Source organism: Rhodococcus sp. G6(2025) (assembly GCF_058628105.1).
Genome location: NZ_CP179750.1, coordinates 1,549,864 through 1,576,655 on the forward strand (window position 1 = coordinate 1,549,864; position 26,792 = coordinate 1,576,655).

The following is a 26,792-nucleotide window of genomic DNA, read 5'->3' on the forward strand; positions in this document are numbered from 1 at the left end:
CCGCAGTGCCCTGGACCCGGCGCGTCCGAGGGGCGGATACTCGAAACAGTGCGTCCGTCCTGGTAGGGCGGGGCGAGGTCGAGTTCGAGTGTGCCCTGGACAAGGTGAAGGACCCGTTCCGGGGGCGGGAGAAACGCGCCGCCCCGCGGACCTCCGTGTTCCGGACGGCGGCGAACCGATTCCGCTCTCGGCGGCCCAGCGGGCCACGTGGTTCGCGCAGCAACTCGAACCGCTGGTCCCGATCTCCATCGCCCAGTACGTCGAGTTCCACGGTGTCCTCGACATCGACCTGCTCCGGCAGGAGACGGTGGAAGCGGCCCGCGAATTCGAATCGCCCTTCCTCAAGGTGTACGACGTCGACGGGCGGCCGCTGCAGTACGTGGACCATCGGACGGACACGTCGATCGCGTACGTCGACTTCCGCGCGGACGAGGACCCGGTGGCGGCGGCGCACGCATGGATGGAACGTGACTACGTCACGCCGCTCGATCTGAGCGCCGACCGGCTGGTCGAGACGTCGATCCTGCAGACCGGTGACACACACTTCCTGTGGTACAGCAGGATTCACCACGTTGCTCTCGACGGCTATGGGGCCATGACGATGCTGCGCCGCATCGCACACCGGTACTCCGCGAAAGTCGCGGGCCGCGAACCGGATCCGAACCGGGCGGTGAGCCTGCGGCAGTTGTACGACATCGACAGCCGGTACCGCGCCTCCGAGCGGTTCGTGACCGATCGGGAGTACTGGGCGGGGCGGGTCGCCGGGCTCGAGGGCACCACACTGGCGCGGACGGCGGGGCAGGTGTCGGCCACCAGCACGGTGGAGAGCGCTGTCCTCTCGGACGACGTCGTGGCCGTTCTCGATTCCCGCGACAGCCTGTCGGCGGCGACCATCATCGCGGCCGCGGCGTGCTACCTGTCGCGACGTACCGGCAGGACCGATGTGCTGGTGACCATTCCGGTGTCGGCCCGCACCACGGCGGTGCTGCGCAATTCCGGGGGCATGCTCGTCAACGTGGCACCGATGCCCGTCAGTGTCCGGGCCGACGACACCGTCGCGGAACTGATCGAGAAGGTGCAGCGTGAGCTGGTCGCCGCACTGCGACACCAGCGGTGCAGCCTCGACGACATCCGCCGCGACGCCGGCGACACCGCGACGACGGCACTGTACGGGCCGATGGTGAACGTCATGTTGTTCCGCCAGGAGGTCGCGCTGGGTTCGCTCCTCGGCGATTTCCACATCGTCACGTCGGGTCCGGTCGAGGACCTGCTGATCAACGTGTATCAGAGCGGCACTCCCACCCGGATCTTCGTGGACTTCCGTGCGAACCCCAGCCGCTACGAGGACGCGGAACTGCGGGAACACCATCGTCAGTTCGTCGAACTGCTCGAGGAACTGGCCACCGCAGACCCGGCGTCCCGGGTGGGCAGCATCCACGAGACCAGTTCCCGCACCGGCGAACGACTTCTGCGCGAGGCGGCGGAAATCGATTACTGGCGCCGGCAGCTGGACGGGTTGCCCGACCTCCTGCCGTTGCCTACCGATCATCGGCGGCCCGCGAGGTTGTCGCAGGCGAGCGATCGGGTCACCGTGGTGGTGCCGAGGGAGTTGCACCGCCGCGTGGCCGCACTGGCCGACGCCGCAGGCACCACCGGCCGCACGGTGTTCCTGACGGCCCTGTCGATCCTGCTGGGCCGGGTGACGGGTAGCAGCGACATCGCCGTCGGAACGGCTGTGGACGTGGGCGATCGCACGGACGTCGTGGTGGTGCGGTCGCGGTACGCGAGCGAGGAGTCGTGCCGCGACTATCTGTCGCACGTCCGGGACGTCGCCACCGAGGCGACGGCGCACACCGGTGTTCCGTTCGATCGTCTGGTGCGGGAACTCGATGTGTCGGTGTCGGACGCGTACGCACCGATCTTCCAGGTGCTGCTCGACACCCGCGCGCCCGGCTCCCCGGGTTCTGCCGTCTCCGGCCTCGACCTGTGCGTGACCGTGACCGAAGCGGCCGACGAGTCGGGCGATCCGGCGGGTGTCGCCGTCGAATTCGGTTTCGCCGCCGACCTGTTCGACGCCCACACGATTCGGGTGGCCGCCGAGCGGTACCTCCGCATCCTCGACGCGATGGCGGCCGATCCGGTGGTTCCGGTCGGTGACATCGAGATCCTCTCCGCAGACGAACGTTCCGCGCTGACACCGGTACGAGGACGACCGGGCCGGTCCGAGCGCACCCTGCCCGACCTCTTCGCGGACGCCGCCGCACTGGATCCGGCGGCGACGGCCCTGTCGCGGCAGGGCGAGGAGTTGTCGTACCGCGAGCTGGACCGGTGGTCGACGCAGGTCGCGCGCATGCTGATCGACCGCGGGGTGGGGCCGGAATCGTTCGTCGCGCTGGCACTGCCGCGTTCGTTCCGGTCGGTGGCGTCCGTGTGGGCCGTCGCCAAGGCCGGGGCGGCGTTCGTTCCGGTGGACCCGAATTACCCGCCCGACCGAATCGACTACATGCTCGCCGATTCCGGTGCGGTGCTGGGCTTGACGGAGGAGTCGCTGCGGGGACGCTTACACGATTCGATTCCCTGGTGCGTGCTCGACGACCCGGACTTCCAGGCCGACTGCGCCGCCCGCTCCGACTGTCCGGTGACCGACTCCGACCGCATCCGGCCCCTGCACCTCGACAATTCCGCGTACCTGATCTACACGTCCGGCTCGACGGGGCAGCCGAAGGGCGTCACCGTCACGCACCGCGGGCTCGACAACTTCGCGGCCGACCAGCAGGAACGTTTCGGCGCCACGAGATCGTCCCGGACGCTGCACTTCTCGACGCCGAGTTTCGACGCGTCCGTGTTCGAATACCTGCAGGCGTTCGGGGTGGGTGCCACGATGGTGGTCGTGCCGCCGTCCGCGTACGGCGGCTCGGAACTGGCCGACCTCCTGCGGTCGGAACGTGTCACGCACGGCTTCGTCACCACGGCTGCGCTGGGCACGATCCCGCCGGATTCGCTGGGCGACTTCCTCGACGTGGTCGTGGGCGGTGAGGTCTGCCCGCCCGAACTGGTGGCCCGGTGGGCGCCGGACCGCAGGCTGCACAACGCGTACGGTCCCACCGAAACGACCGTCATGGCGAACATCAGCGCACCGATGACCCCGGGTGACCCCATCACACTCGGCGGTCCGATCAGAGGTACCGAGGAAGTGGTACTCGACGCCCGGCTCCATCCGGTACCCGTCGGGGTACCCGGTGAGCTGTACATCGCCGGTGCCAGTGTGGCGCGGGGCTATCACCGCCGTCCCGGTCTCACCGCGGCGCGGTTCGTCGCCGACCCGTACGGCCGGGGCCGGATGTACCGCACCGGTGACGTGGTGCGGTGGCGGCCCGACCACACCCTCGAGTACCTGCGCCGCAGCGACTTCCAGGTGAAGGTGCGGGGCTTCCGCATCGAGCTCGGCGAGATCGACGCGATGCTGCAGACGCATCCGGACGTGCGACTGGCCGTCACCATCGGCAGGCCGGGACCGACCGGGGACACCGTCCTGGTCTCGTACGTCGTCCCGGCTCCGGGCAGGCCGATCGAGACGACGGAACTGCTGCGGCAGGTGCGGAACCGGTTGCCGGCGTACATGGTTCCCTCGGTCGTCGTGGTGCTCGACGAGATCCCGCTGACCCCGGTCGGGAAGCTGGACCGCGCGGCGCTGCCGGAACCGCGGTTCCTGTCCGCGGCCGCCGAGTTCAAGGCGCCAACCGACCCGGTCGAGGAGTCGATCGCCGAGGTCTTCACCGAGGTCCTCGGCGTCGAACGGATCAGTGTCGACGACAGCTTCTTCGACCTCGGCGGCAATTCTCTCGTGGCGACGCGGGTGATCGCGCGCGTCAACGCGGCGCTCGGATCGGACGTGGGTGTGCGGGCGTTGTTCGAGGCGCCCACCGCCGAACTGCTGGCCGCGTACGTTCGGCGTGCGGGGACCGAACTCGTGGACCGACCGCCCCTGGTCGTCGGGGAGCGGCCCGACCGGATCCCGTTGTCGCTGGCGCAGCAACGGATGTGGTTCATCAACCAGTTCGACACGTCGTCGGTGGCGTACAACATCCCGATGGCCGTGCGCCTCACCGGACCTCTGGACGCGGACACGCTGCGGGAAGCGGTCGGCGACGTGATCGAGCGGCACGAGTCGCTGCGCACCGTGTATCCCGCGTCGACGGACGGGCCCTACCAGGTGGTGGTCGACACCGCGGACGTCGTCCCGGACCTCACCCCGCACGTCGACGGCGACGAGTCGCTGTACGAGAGGATCGCGACCCTCCTCGCGGGCGGATTCGACGTGAGCGCGAAGGTCCCGCTGCGGGCGGCGCTGTTGTGGACCGGCCCCGACGAACACGTGCTGGTGATCGTGGTGCATCACATCGCCGCCGACGGGGCGTCGCTCGCGCCGCTGGCCCGCGACCTGATGGTCGCGTACTCCTCGCGCCGGTCCGGGACGCCGCCGAGCTGGGAGCCGCTGCCCGTGCAGTACGCCGACTTCAGCGTGTGGCAGCGTCGCCTTCTCGGCAGTGCCGAGGACGCGGACAGCCTCATGTCCCGGCAACTGCAGTACTGGCGCGGTGTGCTCGCAGAACTGCCGGAGGTCAGCGCCCTGCCGCTCGACCGGAACAGGCCGCCCGCCCGCTCACTCGAGGGAGCGACCGCGGCGTTCGCGATCGACGCGGGCCTGCACCGGCAACTGCTCCTCCTCGCGCGCGAGCACCACGCAACCCTGTTCATGGTGATGCACGCGGCGCTGGCCGTACTGCTGTCGAGGATGTCCGGGTCGGGTGACGTCGCCATCGGCACCCCGATCGCGGGTCGCGGTGAGGCGGCGCTGGACGACCTGGTCGGGATGTTCGTCAACACGCTGGTGCTGCGGACTCCGGTGGAGCCGGGTGAGGTGTTCACCGACGTGCTGGCCCGGGCCCGCGACACGGATCTGGGCGCGTTCGGGCACACGGACGTTCCCTTCGAGAGCGTCGTCGACGAGCTGGCACCAGGCCGGTCGACGTCCCACTCGCCGCTGTTCCAGGTACTGCTCGAATTCCAGAACACCGTGCGCGCCCACCTCGAACTGCCGGGCCTGACAGTCGAGGCGGTCGACGTCGACCCGGGGGTCGCCAAATTCGACCTCCAGCTGTCGCTCGCCGAACATCACGACGAGAAGGGCACCGCCGCCGGAATGTCCGCTGCCTTCCTCTATGCGACGGATGTGTTCGACCGGACATCGGTGGAGGGGTTCGGGGAACGCTTCGTCCGGGTGCTGCGGGCGGTGGTCGACGACCCGGCGGCGGTGGTGGGGGACATCCCGGTTCTCGGTGCGGTCGAGCGCGACCTGGTGCTGGACCGATGGAACCACGAGGGCGTCACCGCCGACGCGCAGACCGTGGTCGAGTTGTTCGCGCGGGTGGCCGCGTCGACCCCGGACGCCACCGCGGTCGTGTGCGGTGACGCGACGCTGACCTACGGCGAACTGGACGAGCAGGCGAACCGGTTGGCCCGGTTGCTGATCGCCGAGGGGGTGGGAACCGAGTCGCTGGTCGCGGTGATGGTGGATCGCACACCTGCCCTCGTGGTGACGTTGCTGGCGGTGCTCGCCGCCGGTGGCGGGTACGTGCCGGTCGACACCAGCTATCCCGCCGAGCGGGTGGCAGCGATGTTCGAGGACGCGCGACCCGTCTGCGCCGTGGTGAGCGCCGAATTCGCGTCGCTGGCACCGGCCGGAATCCCGGTGGTGGCGATCGACGATCCGGCGACGGCCGGTGCGGTGGCCGAACTGTCCGGGCTGCCGGTCACCGACTCGGACCGGTTGCGGCCGCTGCGGGCCGACGCCGTCGCGTACGTCATCTTCACGTCGGGGTCCACCGGGCGACCCAAAGGCGTCCAGGTGTCGCACCGGTGCGTCGTCACGCTGCTCGCCAACACCCGGGAACTGTTCGGATTCGACTCGTCCGACGTGTGGACGCTGTTCCACTCGTACGCTTTCGACTTCTCCGTCTGGGAACTGTGGGGTGCGCTCGTCCACGGTGGCCGGCTGGTGCTGGTCGACTACTTCACCGCACGATCGCCGGACACGTTCCTCGAACTGCTGCGCCGGGAACGGGTGACGGTGCTGAACCAGACCCCGACGGCGTTCTACCAGCTGACGGAGGCCGATCGCGCGGCGAACGCCGTCGAGGACACCGATCAGGCGCCATTGTCGTTGCGGCACGTGATCTTCGGCGGCGAAGCCCTCGACGTCGGGCAACTGGAGCGGTGGTACACCCGGCACGACGACCGGGCCCCCGTGCTGGTGAACATGTACGGCATCACCGAGACCACGGTGCACGTCAGCTTCCTCGCCCTCGACCGAGCGCTGGCGGCGTCCGTGCCGGGCTCGGTGATCGGCGGCGGACTCCCCGGTCTGCGGGTCTACGTCCTCGACGGCCGGCTGCATCCGGTACCGCCCGGGGTGGTGGGCGAACTGTACGTGTCCGGCGACCAGGTGACCCGCGGCTACATCGGCAGGCAGGGTTTGACCGCGACGCGTTTCGTCGCCGACCCGTTCGACCACCACCGGGCGGGGGCGCGCATGTACCGCTCGGGCGACGTCGTGAAGTGGGGTGCGGGCGGCCGGCTCGAGTACGTGGGGCGCAGCGACTTCCAGGTGCAGCTGCGCGGATTCCGGGTGGAACTCGGCGAAGTGGAGGCGGCCCTGGCCGCGTGCCCCGGGGTCGCGCAGTCGGTGGTCGTGGTGCGCGGCGACGACCGGGACGGTGACCGGCTGATGGGTTACGTGGTCCCGGAGACGGGTGCGGATGTCGACGCGGCGGCGGTTCTCGACGCGGTCGGGGCGAGCGTTCCGTCGTACATGGTGCCGGCCGCGGTCGTGGTGATCGACGCCCTGCCCCTGACGGTCAACGGCAAACTCGACCGGAAAGCCCTTCCCGAAGCGGACTTCGGCACGTCGACGGTGGGTTTCGTCGCCCCACGCAATCCGGTGGAGGAGATCGTCGCCGCCGTGTTCGCCGATCTGCTCGGCAGCGTCCGGGTGGGGGCGAACGACAGCTTCTTCGCACTCGGCGGGAACTCGCTGACCGCGACCCGGCTCGTCGCGCGCGTCAACGCTGCCGTCGGCGACCGGCTGGGCGTGCGGGACGTGTTCGACGCCCCGACCGTCGCCGGATTGGCCGCCCGCGCCGAGGCCGGGGACTCCAACCTGGAATCCCGGCCGCCGCCGGCCCCACGGGACCCGTCGCGGGAGGTCCCCGTCTCACTCGCACAGCAGCGGATGTGGTTCATCAACCAGTTCGACACGGCCAGTGCGGCGTACAACGTCGCGATCGCGCTCCGCCTCGCCGGCACCCTCGACGCGCAGGCGCTGGAGGAGGCCGTCGCCGACGTCGTCGAGCGCCACGAGTCCCTCCGCACCGTCTTCCCTCTCACCGACAGCGGTCCGCGGCAGGTGATCCTCCCGGCAGAGAAGGTGGCGCCCGCACTCACACCGCACGCCGTCGGGTCGGCGGACCTCGGCGCGGAACTCCACCGCCTGCTCTCCGCCGGGTTCGACGTGACGACGGAGGCGCCGGTGCGGGCCCGGCTGTTCGGGGTGAACGAGCACGAGCACGTGCTGGCCGTGGTCGTGCATCACATCGCGGCGGACGGTTTCTCGATGGTTCCGCTCGCCCGCGACGTCCTGTCGGCGTACACCGCCCGGTGCCGCGGCGCCGCGCCCGACTGGACCCCGCTTCCCGTGCAGTACGCCGACTACACACTGTGGCAACGAGACTGGCTCGGCAACGAAGACGCAGACGGTTCGCCTCTCGCCCGCCAGCTCGACTTCTGGACCGCGACGCTGGCCGACCTTCCGGATGTACTGGAACTGCCGACGGACCGGCCCCGCCCGGCCGCCCGCACCCTGGGCGCGGGTCGTATCGAATTCGACATCGACCCGGATCTCCACCGGAACGTCGTGCAACTCGCACGCAGGCACGGATCGACCGTGTTCATGGCCCTGCACTCCGCGCTGGCCGTCCTGCTGTCGCGGCTGAGTGCGTCGGACGACATCGCCGTGGGCACCCCCATCGCGGGCCGCGGCGAGGCCGAGCTCGACGACCTGGTCGGGATGTTCGTGAACACCCTCGTGCTCCGTACCCCCATCGACGGCGCCCGCACGTTCGCCGAGCTGCTCGCGCAGGTCCGCGAGGCCGATCTCGGGGCGTTCACGCACGCGGACGTCCCGTTCGAACGCGTCGTGGAGAGCCTGCGGCCCTCCCGTTCGACGTCGTACTCACCGCTGTTCCAGGTGATGCTCGAATTCCAGAACACCGAGCGCCCCGAGTTGGAACTGCCGGGCCTCCATGTCGAACCCCTCGACCTCGCGTTCGACACGATCAATTTCGACCTCCAGCTGACGCTGAGGGAGAACCTCGACGCCGACGGTCATCCCGCGGGGATCAGTGCGGCGCTGGGGTATGCCACCGACATCTTCGACACGGACACGGTGGCCGCGTTCGCCGAGCGCCTGGTCCGGATCCTGAGCGCCGTCACCGAATCGCCGGACGCCCCGGTCGGCGACGTCGACGTCCTCGGCGGCGGCGAGCGGGCCGCGCTGACGTCCGCGAGCGGAGGCCCCGGCGTGGCCGCTCGGACGTTGCCGCAGTTGCTGACGGCCGCCACGGCCAGGGACCCGGCCGCCGCGGCGCTGTCCTTCGAAGGACGTCACGTGTCCTACCGGGACCTCGACGAATGGTCGAACAGGCTCGCCCGGCTCCTGATCGAGCGCGGCGTCGGCCCGGAACAAGTGGTGGCTCTGGCACTGCCGCGGTCGATCGAATCCGTGCTGGCCGTCTGGTCGGTGGCCAAGACCGGGGCCGCGTTCCTGCCGGTCGACCCGAACCATCCGGCCGAGCGCATCGAGTACATGCTCGGCGACTCGGGCGCCGTCGCCGGTCTCACCACGGCCGCGCTGCAGTCAGCCCTTCCCGCGTCGATCCCGTGGCTGGTGCCGGGCGACCCCGGGACCGAGGCCGAGCTGGCGCTGCTCCCGGCGGCGGCGGTGACCGACACCGACCGGACGTCACCGTTGCACGTGGACCACCCCGCGTACGTCATCTACACGTCGGGATCGACGGGCAGGCCGAAAGGTGTGGTGACCACGCACCGCGGTCTGGCGAATTTCGCTGCGACGGAGCAGAGCACGTTCGGCACGTCCGCGGCGTCCCGGACCCTGCACTTCGCGTCGCCGAGCTTCGACGCCTCCGTGCTGGAGCTGATGCTGGCGGTTGGGCCGGGCGCGACGATGGTCATCGCGTCCCCGTCCGTCTACGGCGGCGACGAGCTGGCGGAACTGCTGCTGCGCGAGCGGGTCACGCACTGCTTCGTCACCCCGGCGGCGCTCGCCTCGGTCGATCCCGCCGGTCTGGAGAGCGTGCAGTGCGTGGTGACCGGCGGCGAAACGTGCCCGCCGGAACTGGTGGCCCGCTGGGCACCGGGCCGGGCCATGTTCGACGCGTACGGTCCGACCGAGTCGACGGTCGTGTCGAGCATCAGCACCCCGCTGGCGCCGGGCGAACCGGTCACGATCGGCGCGCCGACGCTCGGGTTCACCGAGGCGGTCCTCGATCAGCGGCTGCATCCCGTACCGGCGGGGGTCGCGGGGGAGCTGTACCTCGCGGGCCCGGCGCTCGCGCGCGGCTATCACGGCCGATACCCGCTCACCGCGGAACGCTTCGTGGCCAACCCCTTCGGGCCGCCGGGCAGCCGGATGTACCGGACCGGCGACCTCGTGCGCTGGACGACGGACGGGCAACTCGACTACCTCGGGCGCACCGACTTCCAGGTGAAGATCCGCGGATTCCGGATCGAGCTGGGCGAGGTCGAGTCGGCGCTGCTCGCGCACGGCGACGTGGCGGCGGCGATCGCCGACGTGCGCCGCGACGAACGCTCGGGCGACCGGCTGATCGGATACGTGGTCCCCGAACCCGGAGCGGACATCGATCCGGGCGAAGTGCTGCAGTTCGCGGGCACGCGCCTCGCGTCGTACATGGTGCCCGCCGTTGTCGTGGTGATCGCGGCGCTCCCGGTGACGGTCCACGGCAAGCTCGACCGGAAGGCGCTGCCGGAACCGGACTTCGGTGTCGTCGTCACCGACAGTCGTCCGCCCCGTACCGAGACCGAGGCGCTGCTGGCCGGCCTGTTCCGCGATGTGCTGGGACTCGGGTCGGTGGGTGTGGACGATTCGTTCTTCGCGCTGGGCGGCGACAGCATCATGTCGATCCAGCTGGTGGCCCGCGCGAAGGCAGCGGGTCTGATCCTCTCCCCGCGGGACGTGTTCGAGCGCAGGACCGTCGCCGGTCTCGCCGAGGTGGCCCACTACGAGCGCGCGGATGCCGTGGTGCTGGAGGAACTGCCCGGCGGTGGCGTCGGCCCGGTTCCGCTGACACCCGTCGTCGCGTGGATGCTGGGACGAAGCGGCGGCCGGCTGGACCGGTTCTCCCAGGCCGTGCTGGTCACCGCGCCGCCCCGGCTCACCCGTAGCGATCTCGCCGCCGCCGTCGACGCCGTGCTGGACCGTCACGACATGCTCCGCGCGCGGCTCGCCGTCGACGAGTCGGGGCAGTGGGCCATGACGGTGCTGCCGACCGGATCGGTGCCCGCCGATGCGCTGATCCATCACGTGCCCGTGACGTCGTTCGACGCCGGCGACTTCGATGCGGTGGCGAGAGCGGAACTGAACGCGGCGGCGGACCGCCTGGACCCGGCCTCGGCCAGCATGGTGCAGGTGCTCTGGTTCGACGGTCCCGGCGGGCAGGGGCGGTTGCTGCTGGTCGCGCATCATCTCGTGGTCGACGGCGTGTCGTGGCGGATCCTGATCGCGGATCTGGCGGCGGCCCACACTCGCGCCGCCGAGGGTCTGCCTGCCGCGCTGCCTGCCGTGGGGACGTCGATGCGGCGGTGGTCGCACGGACTCACCGATGCCGCGTCGGCCCGTCGCACCGAAGCGGGGCGGTGGCAGTCGATCCTGGACGGCCCCGACCCGCTCCTCGGCTTCCGGCCGCTGGATTCGGCCGTCGACGTCGATGCCACGACGGGCCGCGTCACCGTCGACGTGCCCGCACCCGTCACCGAGGCTCTCCTCACCACACTGCCGGCCGCGTTCCACGGCACCGTCGGCGACGGCCTCCTCACCGCGCTCACACTGGCAATGATTCGGTGGCGGCGGCACCGCGGGGTCGAGATGGCCGACGTACTGATCAACCTCGAGGGTCACGGCCGCGAAGACCACGTCGTGCCCGGCGCCGACCTGTCCCGCACCGTCGGGTGGTTCACCACACTGTTCCCGGCGCGACTCGACCTCACCGGCATCGGCATCGACGCCGCCCTCGCCGGCGACGACGCGGCCGGGTCCGCGATCAAGGCGATCAAGGAACAACTCCTCGCAATCCCCGATCACGGCATCGGGTACGGGATCCTGCGATACCTGGATCCGGTCGGCTCGGAGGCACTGCGCCGATTCCGGCCACCGCAGATGAGTTTCAACTACCTCGGCCGGGTGGCGACGAGCGGGGGCGACGTGCCCTGGCTACCCGTCGCGGGCAGCGGGGACCTCGGCGGAACCCAGAACTACGACATGCCCGCCGCCTGGGTCGTGGACGTCAACGCTGCCACCACCGTCCGGGACGGCGCAGCGGTACTCACGGCGACGTGGTCGTACCCCACCGGTGTGCTGGCCGCCGAGGACGTGGAAGAGCTGTCCGCACTGTGGGTTCGGGGACTCACCGCCCTGGCCGAGCACGCGAGCCGCCCGGGCGCAGGGGGGCTGACGCCGTCCGATCTCGATCTGGTGTCCGTCGGGCAGGCAGACATCGACCGGTTCGAGAGCACCTACCCGGACCTCGCCGACGTCTGGCCGCTGTCACCGCTGCAGGCCGGTCTGCTGTTCCACGCGCAGCTGTCCGAGCATCGCCTCGACGCGTATCAGGTGCAGCTGGTCTTCGACCTGCGCGGCACCGTCGACTCCGCCAGGCTCCGCCGCGCCGCACAGGGCCTGCTCGACCGGCACGCGAACCTCCGGGTGGCGTTCGCGGAGACCGGTGGCGGACCGGTCCAGGTGGTGCTCGCCGGGGCGACCGCGCCGTGGACCGACGTCGACCTGTCGGATCTCGACGACACCCGGATCGCCGCGGAGGCGGAGGCACTCGTCGCGGCAGACCGCGCCGTCCCGTTCGAGATGTCCGAGGCGCCGCTGCTCCGATTCACGTTGCTGCGCACCGCACCCGACCGGTACCGGCTGGTCGTGACCCATCACCACATCCTTCTCGACGGATGGTCGACGCCCCTGGTGATCAAGGACCTGCTGATCCTCTACGCCACGGACGGCGACACGACGGCCCTTCCCCACGTCACGTCCTACCGCGACTACCTGCAGTGGATCGGCAGGCAGGACCACGAACGCTCCACGGCCGCCTGGGTATCCGCCCTCGCCGGCTCGGACGGGCCGACATTCGTGGCCCCCGCGGCGCGCGGCGAGCAGAGCTTCGCCGAACCCGAGGACGTGCGCCTCGACGTGGGCGAGGAGAAGACCCGGGCGCTCGAGGCCCTCGCGCGGGAACACGGACTGACCATGAACACCCTCGTCCAGGTGGCGTGGGGGCTGGTGCTGACCACACTCGGCACGCGCGAGGACGTGGTTTTCGGAGCCACGGTGTCCGGCCGCCCACCGGGAGTCGCCGGCATCGAGTCGATGGTCGGGCTGTTCATCAACACGGTGCCCGTCCGGCTGCGCCTGCGCCGCGAGGAGACGCTCGCGGAACTGCTGCAGCGTTTCCAGCGTGAACAGTCTGCCCTGCTCGATCACCACTACGTGGGCCTCACGGAGATTCAGCGCGCCGTCGGGGAAGGTGCTGCCTTCGACACGCTGACCGTGTTCGAGTCCTATCCGGTGGACCGCATGGGATTGTCGGAAGACACCGACATCGACGGCATGCACGTCGCCGGGATCGAGGGGATCGACTCCACCCACTATCCGTTCACCCTGATGGCGCACGTCGACACCGGACTGCACCTGCGACTGCGATACCAGCCGAACGTCTTCCGGAGCGAGTTCGCGGAGTCGGTGGCGGCCCGCGTCGCGCGCGTCGTGCAGATCATGCTGTCGGACATCGACACACCCATCGCCCACCTCACCCTGCTGTCGGAGGCCGAACTCCAGGAGTACACCGCGGTGTCCGGGGCCCCCGCCGGGCCGCCGAAGACCCTGCCCGAGATCCTCACCGCCTCGGCCGGGAACCGGCCGGAGGTGCCCGCGCTCGTCTTCGACGGACGCGAGACGAGCTACCGCGAGCTCGACGAGCGGTCGAGCGCGCTGGCCCGCGTCCTCATCGAACGCGGTGCCGGGCCGGAGAGGTTCGTGGCGCTCGGGCTACCCCGATCACGGGAATCGGTGCTGGCGGTGTGGGCGGTCGCGAAGGCGGGCGCGGCGTTCGTGCCCGTCGACCCGAACTATCCCGCCGATCGCATCGAACATATGCTGGCCGATTCCGGTGCGGCACTGGGTGTGACGACGTCCGCTCACCGACACCGATTGCCCGGTTCCGTGCCGTGGCTGGTGCTGGACGAACCGGCCTTCGACCGCACGTGGGCGGCCGCATCGCCGGTCCGCGTCACCGACCTGGACCGCCGGTCGGTGCTCGACGTCGACCACGCCGCGTACGCGATCTACACGTCCGGGTCCACCGGCAGGCCGAAGGGCGTCGTCGTCACCCACCGCGGTCTGGCGAACCTGCTCACCGAGCAGACCGAGCACTACACCGTCTCACCCGACTCCCGGTGCCTGCACATCTGTTCACCCAGTTTCGACGTGGCGATACTCGAACTCGTCCAGTCCTGTGCCGCCGGGGCGACGCTCGTGATCGCTCCCCCCGACGTCTACGGCGGGGCGGAACTGGCGGCGCTGCTGCGCCGCGAACGCGTCACCCACGCCTGCATCACCCCGGCCGTCCTGGCCACCGTGGAGCGCGACGGCATCGAGCACCTCGAGGCGCTCGTCGTGGCCGGCGACGCCGTCGGCGACGAACTGGTCGCCGCGTGGGGTGCGGATCGGGCGATGTTCAACGGGTACGGCCCCACCGAGGCCACCATCCTCACCACGTTCAGCCGGCCGATGAGACCGGGCGAGCCGGTCACCATCGGGGGGCCTGTCCGTGGCATCGCGCTGTCGGTCCTCGATGCGCGGCTGCAGCCCGTTCCGGCCGGGGTGCCCGGCGAGTTGTACATCGCGGGACCGGCGCTGGCCCGCGGGTACCACCGGCGGCCCGCGCTCACCGCGGAGCGGTTCGTCGCCGACCCCTACGGCGGCGGCCGGATGTACCGCACGGGCGACGTCGTGCGCTGGTCCCGCGACCACACCCTCGAATACCTCGGGCGCAGCGACTTCCAGGTGAAGATCCGCGGTCAGCGCGTCGAACTGGGCGAGATCGATTCCGTTCTCACCACCCACCCGCACCTCGACTTCGCCGCGACCCTCGGCAGGCCGGGCCCGCTGGGGGACACGGCGCTGGTGTCGTACGTGCTGCCGCACGACGGCGAGGAGGTGGCGGCGCCGGACGTGCTCGCGTTCGCGGGCCGGATCCTGCCCAAGTACATGGTGCCCGCCGCGGTGGTCGTCCTCGACGAGATTCCCCTGACCCCCGTCGGCAAGCTCGACCGGAAGGCTCTGCCCGCACCGGAATTCACGTCGGCGACCATCGGGTACCGGGCGCCCACCACTCCGGTCGAGGAGGCTGTCGCGCAGGTGTTCGCCGACGTGCTCGGCGCCCTGCGCGTCGGTGCGGACGACAGCTTCTTCGAATTGGGCGGCGACTCGCTCAGCGCCACCCGGGCGGTCGCGCGCATCAACTCCGCCCTCGACGCCGGGATCGGCGTGGCCGCACTGTTCGACGCGCCGGTCGTCGCCGATCTGGCGGTCCGGATCGACTCGGCGGTGACGGCGGCCACCCCGTCGGTGGCGCTCGCCGCACGACAGCGCCCCGACCGGATCCCGTTGTCGCTGGCGCAGCAACGCATGTGGTTCGTCAACCAGTTCGACACGTCGTCGCCCGCCTACAACATTCCGATCGCCCTGCGACTGACCGGGGTCCTCGATCACGCCGCCCTGCTCGCGGCGGTCGGCGACGTCGTCGCGCGGCACGAATCGCTCCGCACCGTGTTTCCCGGGTCGGTCGACGGACCGCACCAGGTGATCGTCGATGCCGGGCGGGCCACCCCCCGCCTCGATCCGGTGGCCGCCGCCGGTGACCGCGCACTGCGGGACGCCCTCGCAGCCCTGGTCGGCGCCGGTTTCGACGTGAGCGACGAGATCCCTTTCCGCGCACGGCTGTTCGAGATGGAACCCGAGCAGCACGTCCTCGCCATCGTCGTGCACCACATCGCCGCCGACGGGTTCTCCATGATGCCGCTGGCCCGCGACGTCATGCTCGCGTACACCGCCCGGACCGTGGGGGAGACGCCTGGCTGGACCCCGCTGCCGGTGCAGTACGCCGACTACAGCGTGTGGCAGCGGGACTTCCTCGGTGCGGTGGACGATCCGGACTCGGTGCTGTCGAGGCAACTGGGCTACTGGACGGACACCCTGTCCGGTTCGCCCGAGGTGCTGCAGATCCCGGTAGACCGGCCGCGCCCCGTCCAGCGGTCCTACCGCGGGGACGTCGTCGAGTTCGACGTGCCTGCCCGGCTGCACCGTGCGTTGAACACGATCGCAGCACAACATAATTCGACACTGTTCATGGCGGTTCACGCGGCATTCGCCGTCCTGCTGTCCCGGCTGTCGGGCACGGACGACGTCACGATGGGAACGCCCGTCGCCGGTCGCGGGCAGGCGGTGCTCGACGACGTGGTGGGCATGTTCGTGAACACGCTCGTCCTGCGGACGGTGGTGGATCCGCGGGCGTCGTTCGGTCAAGTACTGACCGCGGTGCGGGCGGCGGACCTCGGTGCGTTCGAGCACGCGGACATCCCGTTCGAGCGGCTGGTCGACCATCTCGCCCCCGAACGATCCACGTCGCACACCCCACTGTTCCAGGTGCTCATCGAGTTCCGGAACGCGGAGGGCACCCACCTCGAACTGCCCGGACTCACCGTCGATTCGCTCGGCGTGGACTTGGGCGTCGCGAAGTTCGACCTGGAACTGAGTCTCGCCGAGCAGATCGACAGTGACGGCGCGCCCGCCGGACTCAGTGCCGGACTGCGGTTCGCGACGGACGTGCTCGATCGCGACACCGTGGTCCGATTCGGGGAACGGTTCCTTCGGGTGCTCGAGTCGGTCGCCGCGGCCACGGAACTTCCCGTGGGCGACATCGAGATCCTGGACACCGCGGAGCGGGACCGGGTGCTGCCGGCGTTCGCCGAGTCCCCGGCCCCGGACGCGACCCTGGTGGACCTCTTCGAGCGGGCCGCGCAGCGATCCCGCCACGCGACGGCCGTCGTGTGCGAAGGGGTCTCGCTCACCTACGACGAGCTGGACACCCGGGCGAATCGCCTGGCGCGGTTGCTGATCGCGCGGGGCGCCGGCCCCGAGACCCTGGTGGCCGTCGCCGCCGCGCGGTCGGTGGAGCTGGTGGTGGCGCTGCTCGCGGTGGTGAAGTCGGGTGCCGGCTATGTGCCCGTGGATGTGACGTACCCGGCGGAGCGGCTCGCGTTCGTGTTCGCCGACGCCCGGCCGGTGTGTGTGCTGACCACCGAGGCCGAATCCGACGCGGTCCGGGCGAGCGGGGTCCCGCTCCTGCTCGTGGACAGTGCGGAGACGGTGGCCGAACTCGACCGTACGTCGCCGCTGCCGGTCACCGACGGCCACCGGACCGGGCCGCTGCGCCCGGACTCGGTGGCGTACGTCATCTACACGTCCGGCTCGACGGGGCAGCCGAAAGGCGTTCAGGTGGCGCACCGCAACGTCGTCACCCTGTTCGCGAACACGCAACCGCTGTTCCGGTTCGATGCCTCCGACGTGTGGACCATGTTCCACTCGGCGGCGTTCGACTTCTCCGTCTGGGAACTGTGGGGTGCGCTGCTCCACGGCGGCCGGCTGGTGGTGGTCGACTACTTCACGACCCGCTCACCCGACATGTTCCTGCGACTGCTGCGGGACGAGAACGTCACCGTCCTGAATCAGACCCCCACCGCCTTCTACCAACTCGCCGAGGCGGACCGGGTCGCCGGCGCCACCGAACTGTCCCTCCGCGTCGTGGTATTCGGCGGCGAGGCCCTCGACCTGGGGCAGCTCACCCGCTGGTACGCGCGACACGACGACACCGCCCCGGCGCTGGTGAACATGTACGGCATCACGGAAACCACCGTGCACGTCAGTCACCTGCCGCTGGACGTGGAACTCGCCGCGTCCGCGTCGGCCTCCGTGATCGGCCGGGCACTGCCCGGACTGCGCGTGTACGTGCTCGACTCCCGACTGCACCCGGTGCCGCCGGGAGTGGTCGGGGAACTCTACGTGTCGGGCGCGCAGGTGACCCGGGGCTATCTCGGCCGGTTCGCGCTCACGTCGACCCGGTTCGTGGCCGACCCGCACACACCCGGTTCGCGGATGTACCGGTCCGGCGACCTCGGCCGATGGAACGCGGACGGTCAGCTGGAATATCTGGGCCGCAACGACTTCCAGGTTCAGGTCAAGGGCTTCCGCATCGAGCTCGGCGAGGTGGAGTCGGCGCTGCTCGCCTGCGACGGTGTGGCGCAGTCGGTGGTGCTGGCGCGGCGCGAACGACTGGTGGGCTACGTGGTGCCCGAGGCGGGCCGGGTGCTGGATCCGGCCGCAATCGTCGACGCGGTCGCCGGCCGGCTGGCGGCGCACATGGTGCCCGCGGTCGTGGTGGTGCTCGACGTCCTGCCCCTCACCGTGAACGGCAAACTCGACCGCAGGGCGCTGCCCGAACCGGACTTCGGACGGCAGGTGTCGCTCGGCCGCGCACCGGCGACGGAAACGGAGCGGATCCTTGCCGCTCTGTTCGCCGAGGTGCTCGGCCTCGAATCGGTGGGCGTCGACGATTCGTTCTTCGCGGTCGGCGGCGACTCCATCATGTCGATTCAGCTCGTCACCCGGGCGAAGGCGTCCGGGGTGGTGATCACCCCGCGGGACGTGTTCGAACGCAAGACGGTTGCCGCGCTCGCGGAGGTCGCGACCGCGGGAGAGCAGGCGGTCACGCTGGAGGAGCTGCCCGGCGGCGGCGTCGGCGAATTCCCCCTCACCCCGATCGTGCACTGGATGCTGGGCAGGGACGGCGATTTCCGCCGGTACTCCCAGGCTGCGCTGTTCACCACCCCCGCCGCACTGGACGAGGACACGCTGACGGCGGCGATGCAGGCCGTCCTGGACCGGCACGACATGCTGCGCGCCCGGCTGTACCGGAGTGACCGGGCCGAGCGCGGTGCGGCGATGGCGGTCGCGCCGCCCGGCTGGGTGCGGGCGACCGCGGTGGTGCGCACGGTGCCGCTCGACGCCGCCGACTCGTTCACCGAGGCCGCGTCCCGCGAACTGGACGCCGCCGTGGGCCGGCTCGACCCGGAGTCGGGTGTGATGGTGCAGGCGGTCTGGTTCGCGAGCAGCGCGACACCGGCCGCCGCGGGACGGCTGCTGATCGTCGCCCATCACGTGGTGGTCGACGGGGTGTCGTGGCGGATCCTCGTCCCCGACCTCGCCCTCGCCTGCGCTCAGGTGCTGTCGGGTGAGCCGCCCATCCTGCCCGGCACCGGCACGTCGATGCGCCGGTGGGCGCACGCCCTCACCGATGTGGCGCAGGAGCCCTCTCGCACAGCCGAACTCGACCTGTGGCGGCGGATGCTCGACACCCCCGACCCACCGCTCGGGTCGCGGCCCCTCACCGCAAGCGACGTCCAGACCTCCGACGTCGAGGTCCGGGTTCCCGTCGAGGTGACGGAGGCGCTGCTGACGACGCTTCCCCAGGCCTTCCACGGGAGTGTCGGCGACGGACTGCTGACGGCGCTGGCGTTGGCGCTCGTCCGCTGGCGCCGGGCGCGCGGGATCGAGTCGTCCGGCGCGCTGGTGAATCTCGAAGGGCACGGGCGTGAGGAGCAGGTGGTTCCGGGCGCCGATCTCGCCCGCACCGTCGGCTGGTTCACCACGATCGTCCCGGTGGGCCTCGACCTGAGTGGTGTGGACATCGACGACGCGTTCGCGGCCGGCCCCGCCGCCGGGGCCGCGGTCAAGACGGTGAAGGAGCGGTTGCAGTCGATCCCCGACCACGGCATCGGGTTCGGGCTGCTCCGTTACCTCGACGCCGAGACGGCTCCCGAACTCGCGGCCCTGCCGGGCGCGCAGGTGAGTTTCAACTACCTCGGCAGGCTCGGTTCGGGTTCCGCGCCGGACGGCGACTGGACGCCGGTCGCCGACGCGGGCCTCGCCGCCGCCGCGCACTCCGGGCTGCCCGCGGCGGCCGTCGTCGACGTGAACGCCAGGACCACCGACACCGCCGCCGGTCCCGCCCTCACCGCCACGTGGTCGTTCCCCGTCGGGGTGATCGCCGCCGACGACGTCGGCGAACTCGCGAGCCTGTGGGTCGGCGCGCTCGAGGCCCTCACCGAGCACGCCCGGTCCGGTGGTGGCGGATTCACCCCGTCCGACCTGAACCTCGTCCGGCTCGGCCAGAGCGCGATCGACGACCTCGAGCGCCGCTACCCGGCGATGACCGATGTCTGGCCGCTGTCGCCGTTGCAGGCGGGCATGCTGTTCCACGCCGAACTGGCCGACGAATCGGTGGACGCCTACCTCGTCCAGCTGATTCTCGACCTCGGCGGCGACGTCGACGCCGCACGACTGCGCCGGGCCGCCGCCGCACTCCTCGACCGTCACCCGAACCTGCGCAGCGCGTTCTGTCACGACGCCGAGGGCGGGGCCGTGCAGGTGGTCTCGGGCCGGGTCGCCGTGCCCTGGCGGGAGATCGACCTGAGCGCACTGGACGAGGACGCGGCGGCCGCCGAGGTCGAGCGACTGCTGGCCGCCGACCGGACCACCCCGTTCGACATGGCCACCGCGCCGCTGATCCGGTTCCTGCTGGTGCGAACGGCCGGCGGCCGCTGCCGACTGGTGTCGACGAACCACCACATCCTGCTCGACGGCTGGTCGATGCCGCTGATGATCCGGGAACTGCTCACGCTGTACCCCACGGACGCCGACCCCTCGCCGCTGCCCCGCGTGCGGGACTACCGCGACTACCTGGTGTGGATGAGCGGGCGCGACACCGAGCTGTCCGCGCGGGCCTGGGCGGACGCCCTCGCGGGGGTCGAGGAACCGACGCTGCTGGTCCCCGCCGACCGGGCTCGGCAGCTGTCGACCGTGTCGCGGGAGTGGGTGTTCGACCTCGACGAGGACCGGACCGACCGGCTGCGCGACTCCGCGCGGGCGCGCGGGCTCACCCTCAACAGCATTCTGCAGACGGCATGGGGCATCGTGCTGGCGATGCTCACCGGACGCGACGACGTCGTGTTCGGCGCCACCGTCTCCGGCCGGCCGCCGGAACTCTCCGGCATCGAGACGATGGTCGGGCTGTTCATCAACACCGTTCCGGTGCGCGTCACTCTGCATCCGGAGGAGACGCTCGGCGCGTTGCTGGAGCGGGTGCAGGCCGAGCAGGCGGCGATGCTCGATCACCACTACACGGGTCTCGCCGAGATCCAGGACGCCGCGGGTCCCGGCGTCGGGTTCGACACCCTCACCGTGTTCGAGTCGTATCCGGTGGACCGGGCCGGGCTGTCGGAAGACACCGATATCGCCGGACTCCGCGTGACCGGTGTGGATGCCCGCGACGCCGCCCACTACCCGCTGAGTCTCGTCGCGTCGGCGGCGGCGAGCCTGCACCTGAAATTCGAGTACGTGCCCGGCCTGTTCGCCGCCGGCGCGATCGAGGACATCGCCGAGCGGGTGGTGCGGGTGCTCGACGCCTGCACCGGACCCGACGTGCCGCTGGCCCGGCTGTCGCTGCTCACCGAGCGGGAACGCGCGGAACTGGTACCGGTCCGCGGTGGTCCCGCCGGCTCCGTCCGCACGCTCCCGCAGATCTTCACGGACGCCGCCGCGGTCGACCCCGATGCGGTCGCCCTGTCGTCCGGCGACGTCGAGGTGTCGTACCGGGAGCTGGACGAGCGGTCCAACCGGCTCGCGCGTGCTCTGATCGCCCGCGGACTCGGGCCGGAAAAGTCGGTGGCCGTGGGTATTCCACGCTCGATCGAGTCGGTGCTGTGCGTCTGGGCGGTGGCCAGGACCGGGGCCGTGTTCGTGCCCGTCGACCCGAACTATCCGGGCGAGCGCATCACGCACATGCTCACCGACTCGGACTGCGCACTCGGGTTGACGACGTCCGAGCATCGCGCCCGTCTGCCCGAGAACATCGGCTGGCTCGTTCTCGACGACCCCGCGTTCGCCGCCGAGTGCGCGGCCGCATCCGCGGAATCGGTCGACGACGGCGACCGCACGGCACCGGTCACCCTCGACACGGCCGCGTATCTCGTCTACACGTCGGGGTCCACCGGCAGGCCGAAGGGCGTGACCGTGACGCACCGCGGTTTCGACAATTTCGCGCGCGACCAACTCGCCCGCTTCGGAGCGGATTCCGAGTCCCGGACGCTGCACTTCTCGACACCGAGCTTCGACGGATCCGTATTCGAATATCTGCAGGCGTTCGGTGCGGCGGCGATGATGGTGATCGCGCCGACCACCGTCTTCGGCGGCGACGAACTCGCCCAGCTGATCCGGGACCGGCACGTCACACACGCGTTCGTCACCACGGCGGCCCTCGCGTCTCTCGACCCGGCGGGGCTGGATCATTTCACCGACGTCGTGGTCGGCGGCGAGGCCTGCCCACCCGAACTCGTGTCCCGGTGGGCACCGGGACGCCGGTTGTACAACGGGTACGGGCCGACCGAGACCACGGTCATGTCCAACATCAGCGATCCGCTGAGGCCGGGGGAGCGGATCACCATCGGTGGACCGATTCGCGGTGTCACGGAGTTGGTGCTGGATTCCCGGTTGCGGCCGGTTCCGGTCGGGGTTCCGGGGGAGTTGTACCTCGCCGGTGCGGGATTGGCGCGCGGTTACCACCGGCGCCCCGGGGTGACGGCGGAACGGTTCGTCGCCGATCCCGCCGAGCCCGGGCAACGGATGTACCGCACCGGCGACATCGTGCGCTGGACTGCCGAGCACACCATCGAGTACCTCGGCCGCAGCGACTTCCAGGTGAAGGTGCGCGGGTTCCGCATCGAACTCGGCGAGATCGACACCACTCTCACGGCCGACCCCGACGTCCGGTTCGCGGTCACGGTCGCCTACCGCGGTCCGGCCGGGGACACGCTCCTCGCGTCGTACGTGGTGCCCGCGCCCGAACGTGCCCTCGATACCGAGACGATCACCCGCCGTCTCACGAGCAGACTGCCCGCCCACATGGTTCCGTCCTCGATCACGGTGCTGGACGAGATCCCGCTGAACGCCGTCGGCAAGTTCGACCGCAAAGCCCTGCCCGCACCCGAATTCGACGTCGGCACGCGCGAATACCGGGCACCCGCCGATCCGGTCCAGGAGACGGTGGCCGAGGTCTTCGCGGAGGTCCTCGGACTCGACCGGGTGAGCGCGGACGCGGGATTCTTCGACCTCGGCGGCAACTCACTGAGCGCGACCCGCGCGGTGGCCCGCCTGCGCGCCGCACTCGACACCGACATCGGCGTGCGGGCGTTGTTCGAGGCGCCCACGGTCGAGGCGTTCGCCGCGCGTATCGAGCACGCGGGAGCGGGTCCGTCCGGCCGTCCCGCCCTCACCGCCGGGGACCGGCCCGACCGCATCCCGCTGTCCTACGCCCAGCAACGCATGTGGTTCATCAACCAGTTCGACACGAGTTCGCCCGCCTACAACATCCCGATGGTGGTGCGGCTCATCGGCGACCTCGACGTGGATGCGCTGACCGCCGCCGTCACGGACGTCGTGACCCGGCACGAGTCGTTGCGCACCCGCTTCCCGCTCCGCGACGGCGAACCCGTCCAGGAGATCCTCGCGCCTACCGCGCCGATGCTCGCGCCGACCGCGGTCGCGGACGACGGTCGGCTCCGGGAGGAGCTCACCCGGCTCGTGACGGCCGGCTTCGACGTCGCCCAAGCCGTTCCGCTACGCGTCGCCCTGTTCTCCCTCGACCCGACGGACCACGTGCTCGCCGTCGTGGTCCACCACATCTCCGCCGACGGCTTCTCCATGGCACCGCTGGTGCGGGATGTGATGATCGCGTACGAATCCCGCGTCCACGGTCGCGCTCCCGGATGGACGCCGCTGCCGGTCCAGTACGCCGACTACACACTGTGGCAACGCAGGCTGCTGGGTTCGGAGGACGACCCCGGGTCGCTGGTCTCGCGGCAACTGGCCTACTGGGAGTCGGCGCTGGCCGGGCTGCCCGAACTCCTCGAACTGCCCGCCGACCGTCGGCGTCCCGCACAGCAGTCGTTCCGCGGCGAGCGGGTGCGCTTCGCGATCGAGCCCGGCCTGCACGAGCGGATCCGGACGGCGGCGCGGGAGCACCGGTCCACCGAGTTCATGATCGTGCACGCTGCACTCGCTGTGCTGCTCGGCCGGCTCGGCGGCACCGGGGACGTGGCGATCGGCACCCCGATCGCCGGCCGCGGCGAGGCGGCACTCGACAACCTCGTCGGCATGTTCGTCGGCACGCTGGCCCTGCGCACCCCGGTGGAGGCGGGACAGCCGTTCCGTGACCTGCTCGCGCGGGTCCGCGACGCCGATCTCGGCGCCTTCGCGCACGCCGACCTGCCCTTCGAACGGGTGGTGGACGCCGTCGGACCGGTGCGGTCGACCGCCCACTCGCCGCTGTTCCAGGTGTCCCTCGAATTCCAGAACACCGAGAATCCCGCTCTGCGGTTGCCGGGGCTGACCGTCGAGGGGCTCGATCCCGACCTCGCCGTCGTGAAGGTGGACCTCGAGGTGATCCTCGACGAGCGGTTCGCCGCCGACGGCACCCCGGCGGGCATGGTGGGTGCGATCGACTACGCGACCGACCTGTTCGATGCCGACACGGTGCGCGGGTTCGCGGAACGGTTCGTGCGCATCCTCGGCACCGTCACCGCGGAACCCGGTGTTCCGGTCGGCGACATCGAGATCCTCGGCACCGACGAAGTCGCGGCGCTCACCCCGGCGCGCGGCGCACCCGACGCCCCGAATGTCCTGCTGCCGGAACTGCTGTCGGCCGCCGTCGAACGAGACCGGGGCGCCGACGCGGTGTCCTACCGGGGCCGGACGATCAGCTACCGCGAACTCGACGAGGCGTCGAACCGGCTGGCGCGCCGCCTGATCGAGGACGGTGCGGGACCGGGAACCACCGTCGCGCTGAGCCTGCCGCGCTCGATCGAATCGGTGCTGTCGGTGTGGGCCGTCGCTCGGACGGGCGCCGCGTTCCTGCCGGTCGACCCCGGGTATCCACTCGACCGCATCGAGCACATGCTCACCGATTCCGGGGCGGTGTCCGGGGTGACCCTGCGGGCACACCGAGATCGGCTGCCCGGCACCGTGAACTGGATCGTGCTCGACGACGCCGAAGACGAGGAACGGATCCGGCTGCAGTCGCCTGCCCCCGTCATCGACGCGGACCGGACGGTACCGCTGCACGAGGCACATCCCGCGTACCTCATCTACACGTCCGGATCCACGGGCGTCCCCAAGGGAGTGGCCGTCACACACCGCGGCCTGGCGAACCTCGCCGCGGAGGAGCGCGACCGCCTCGCCGTCACACCCGGCGCCCGGGTGCTGCACTTCGCGTCGCCGAGTTTCGACGCGTCCGTGTTCGAACTGGTCATGGCATTCTGCGCGGGCGCGACGCTGGTGATCGCCCCACCGACGATCTACGGCGGCACCGAACTGGCCGCACTGCTGAGCAATGAGCGGGTGTCCCACGGATTCGTCACCCCGACCGCACTGGCGTCGATGGACCCCCTCGGCTTCGAGTCGCTGCGGATGCTGGTCGTGGCCGGTGAAGCCTGTCCACCCGAACTCGTCGCCCGGTGGGCGCCCGGCCGCCGGATGTTCAACGCCTACGGGCCGACCGAGACGACGATCATGTCGAACATCAGCGACGCGCTGGTGCCGGGCGAGCCGATCACGCTCGGCGCACCCACCCGCGGCGTCTCCGAGGTCGTGCTGGATTCGCGGCTGCGCCCGGTGCCGGTCGGTGTCGTCGGTGAGCTGTACGTGTCGGGACGCGCTCTGGCGTCCGGGTATCACCGTCGGCCCGATCTGACGGCGTCCCGTTTCGTGGCCGCCCCCTGGGGTGCCCCGGGCGAGCGGATGTACCGCACGGGAGACGTGGTGCGGTGGCGCCGGGACGGCACCCTCGAGTACGTCGGGCGCAGCGATTTCCAGGTGAAGATCCGCGGGTTCCGCATCGAACCCGGCGAGATCGACGCCGTACTCACCGATCATCCCGACGTCGGGTTCGCCGTCACCATCGGCCGTGCCGGGCCTGCCGGGGAACCGCTGCTCGTCTCGTATGTCCGGCCGATCGGCGGTGCGGACGTCGACACCGCGGAACTCACCCGTCTCGTCGGGGAGCGTCTGCCGGCCCACATGGTGCCCGCCGCGATCGTCGTCCTCGAACAGATTCCGCTGACGCCGGTGGGCAAGCTGGATCGCGCCGCACTGCCCGCACCCGAGTTCCTGTCGGGCGCCGCCTTCCGGTTGCCGGCGAACGACCTCGAGGCGGCGGTCGTGGACGTCTTCGCCGAGGTGCTCGGGCTCGACCGGGTGGGGGCCGAGGACAACTTCTTCGAGAGAAGCGGCAACTCCCTGCTTGCGACGAAGGTGATCGCCGCCCTGCAGGAGAGGCTCGATCGGAAGATCCCGCTGCAATGGATGTTCCTCGATCCCACCCCGGCCGGCCTCGCCCGCAGGATCGCAGTGCCGTCGGCCGAGAGCGGGGTGACGGAGGCGCTGGGGGTGGTCATTCCGCTGCGCACGGAGGGCACCGGACGACCGCTGTTCTGTGTCCACCCGGGAATCGGGCTCTCCTGGGGGTATGCGGGTCTCGTCCGGTATCTGCCCGCCGACCGCCGTGCGTTCGGACTGCAGTTGCCCACGATCAGCGGGGACGGCGACTACCAGTCGATCGAACAACTCGCGCACCGGTACGTCGAGGAGATGAAGGCCATTCAGCCGGAGGGACCGTACGACCTGCTCGGCTGGTCGCTGGGCGGGGTCATCGCCCACGCGATGGCCGTCGAACTCCAGCGTGCAGGCGACGACGTCGCCACCCTCACGGTCATGGACAGCTATCCCGACAACGGCGAGGATCCGCTGTTCGGGAAGCTCGACATGCGGGATCTGCTCCGCGGCCTGGGGCTCGTCGTCGCCACCGACGGCGAGCTCACGTACGAACGCGCGGCGCAACTGCTGAACGAATCGTGGGGCAGTGACTCCGGGCTACGCGGAGAACACCTCGCGCGGATCAACGCCGGATACGAGAATTCGCGAAATCTGGTCCACCGGTTCGAGCCGCAGGTCTACGATGGCGAGCTGCTGATCTTCCCCGCGACCGGCGACGACGACGGCACCACGCGCTCCCGGTCGGCGGACGAGTGGCGGCCGCTGGTGACCGGTCGAATCGTGGAGCACCGGGTGGACTGCGGGCACAACGACATGATCGAGCCGCAGTCCCTCGCCGTCATCGGTCCGGTGTTGTCGGGGTATCTCGAGGCCGGTCGCACCCGGCGCCGCGACGACCGAATCCGCTGAACGG

1 protein-coding gene is annotated in these 26,792 nt (G+C 70.7%); it reads left to right on the forward strand.

The window, feature by feature from the left end; translation table 11 throughout:
• Positions 1–88 precede the first annotated feature (88 nt).
• On the forward strand, positions 89–26,788 hold the full coding sequence (locus ACLIVD_RS07360) for a non-ribosomal peptide synthase/polyketide synthase (RefSeq protein ID WP_491932192.1): 26,700 nt from the start codon (positions 89–91) through the stop codon (positions 26,786–26,788).
• The last annotated feature ends 4 nt before the right edge of the window (positions 26,789–26,792 follow it).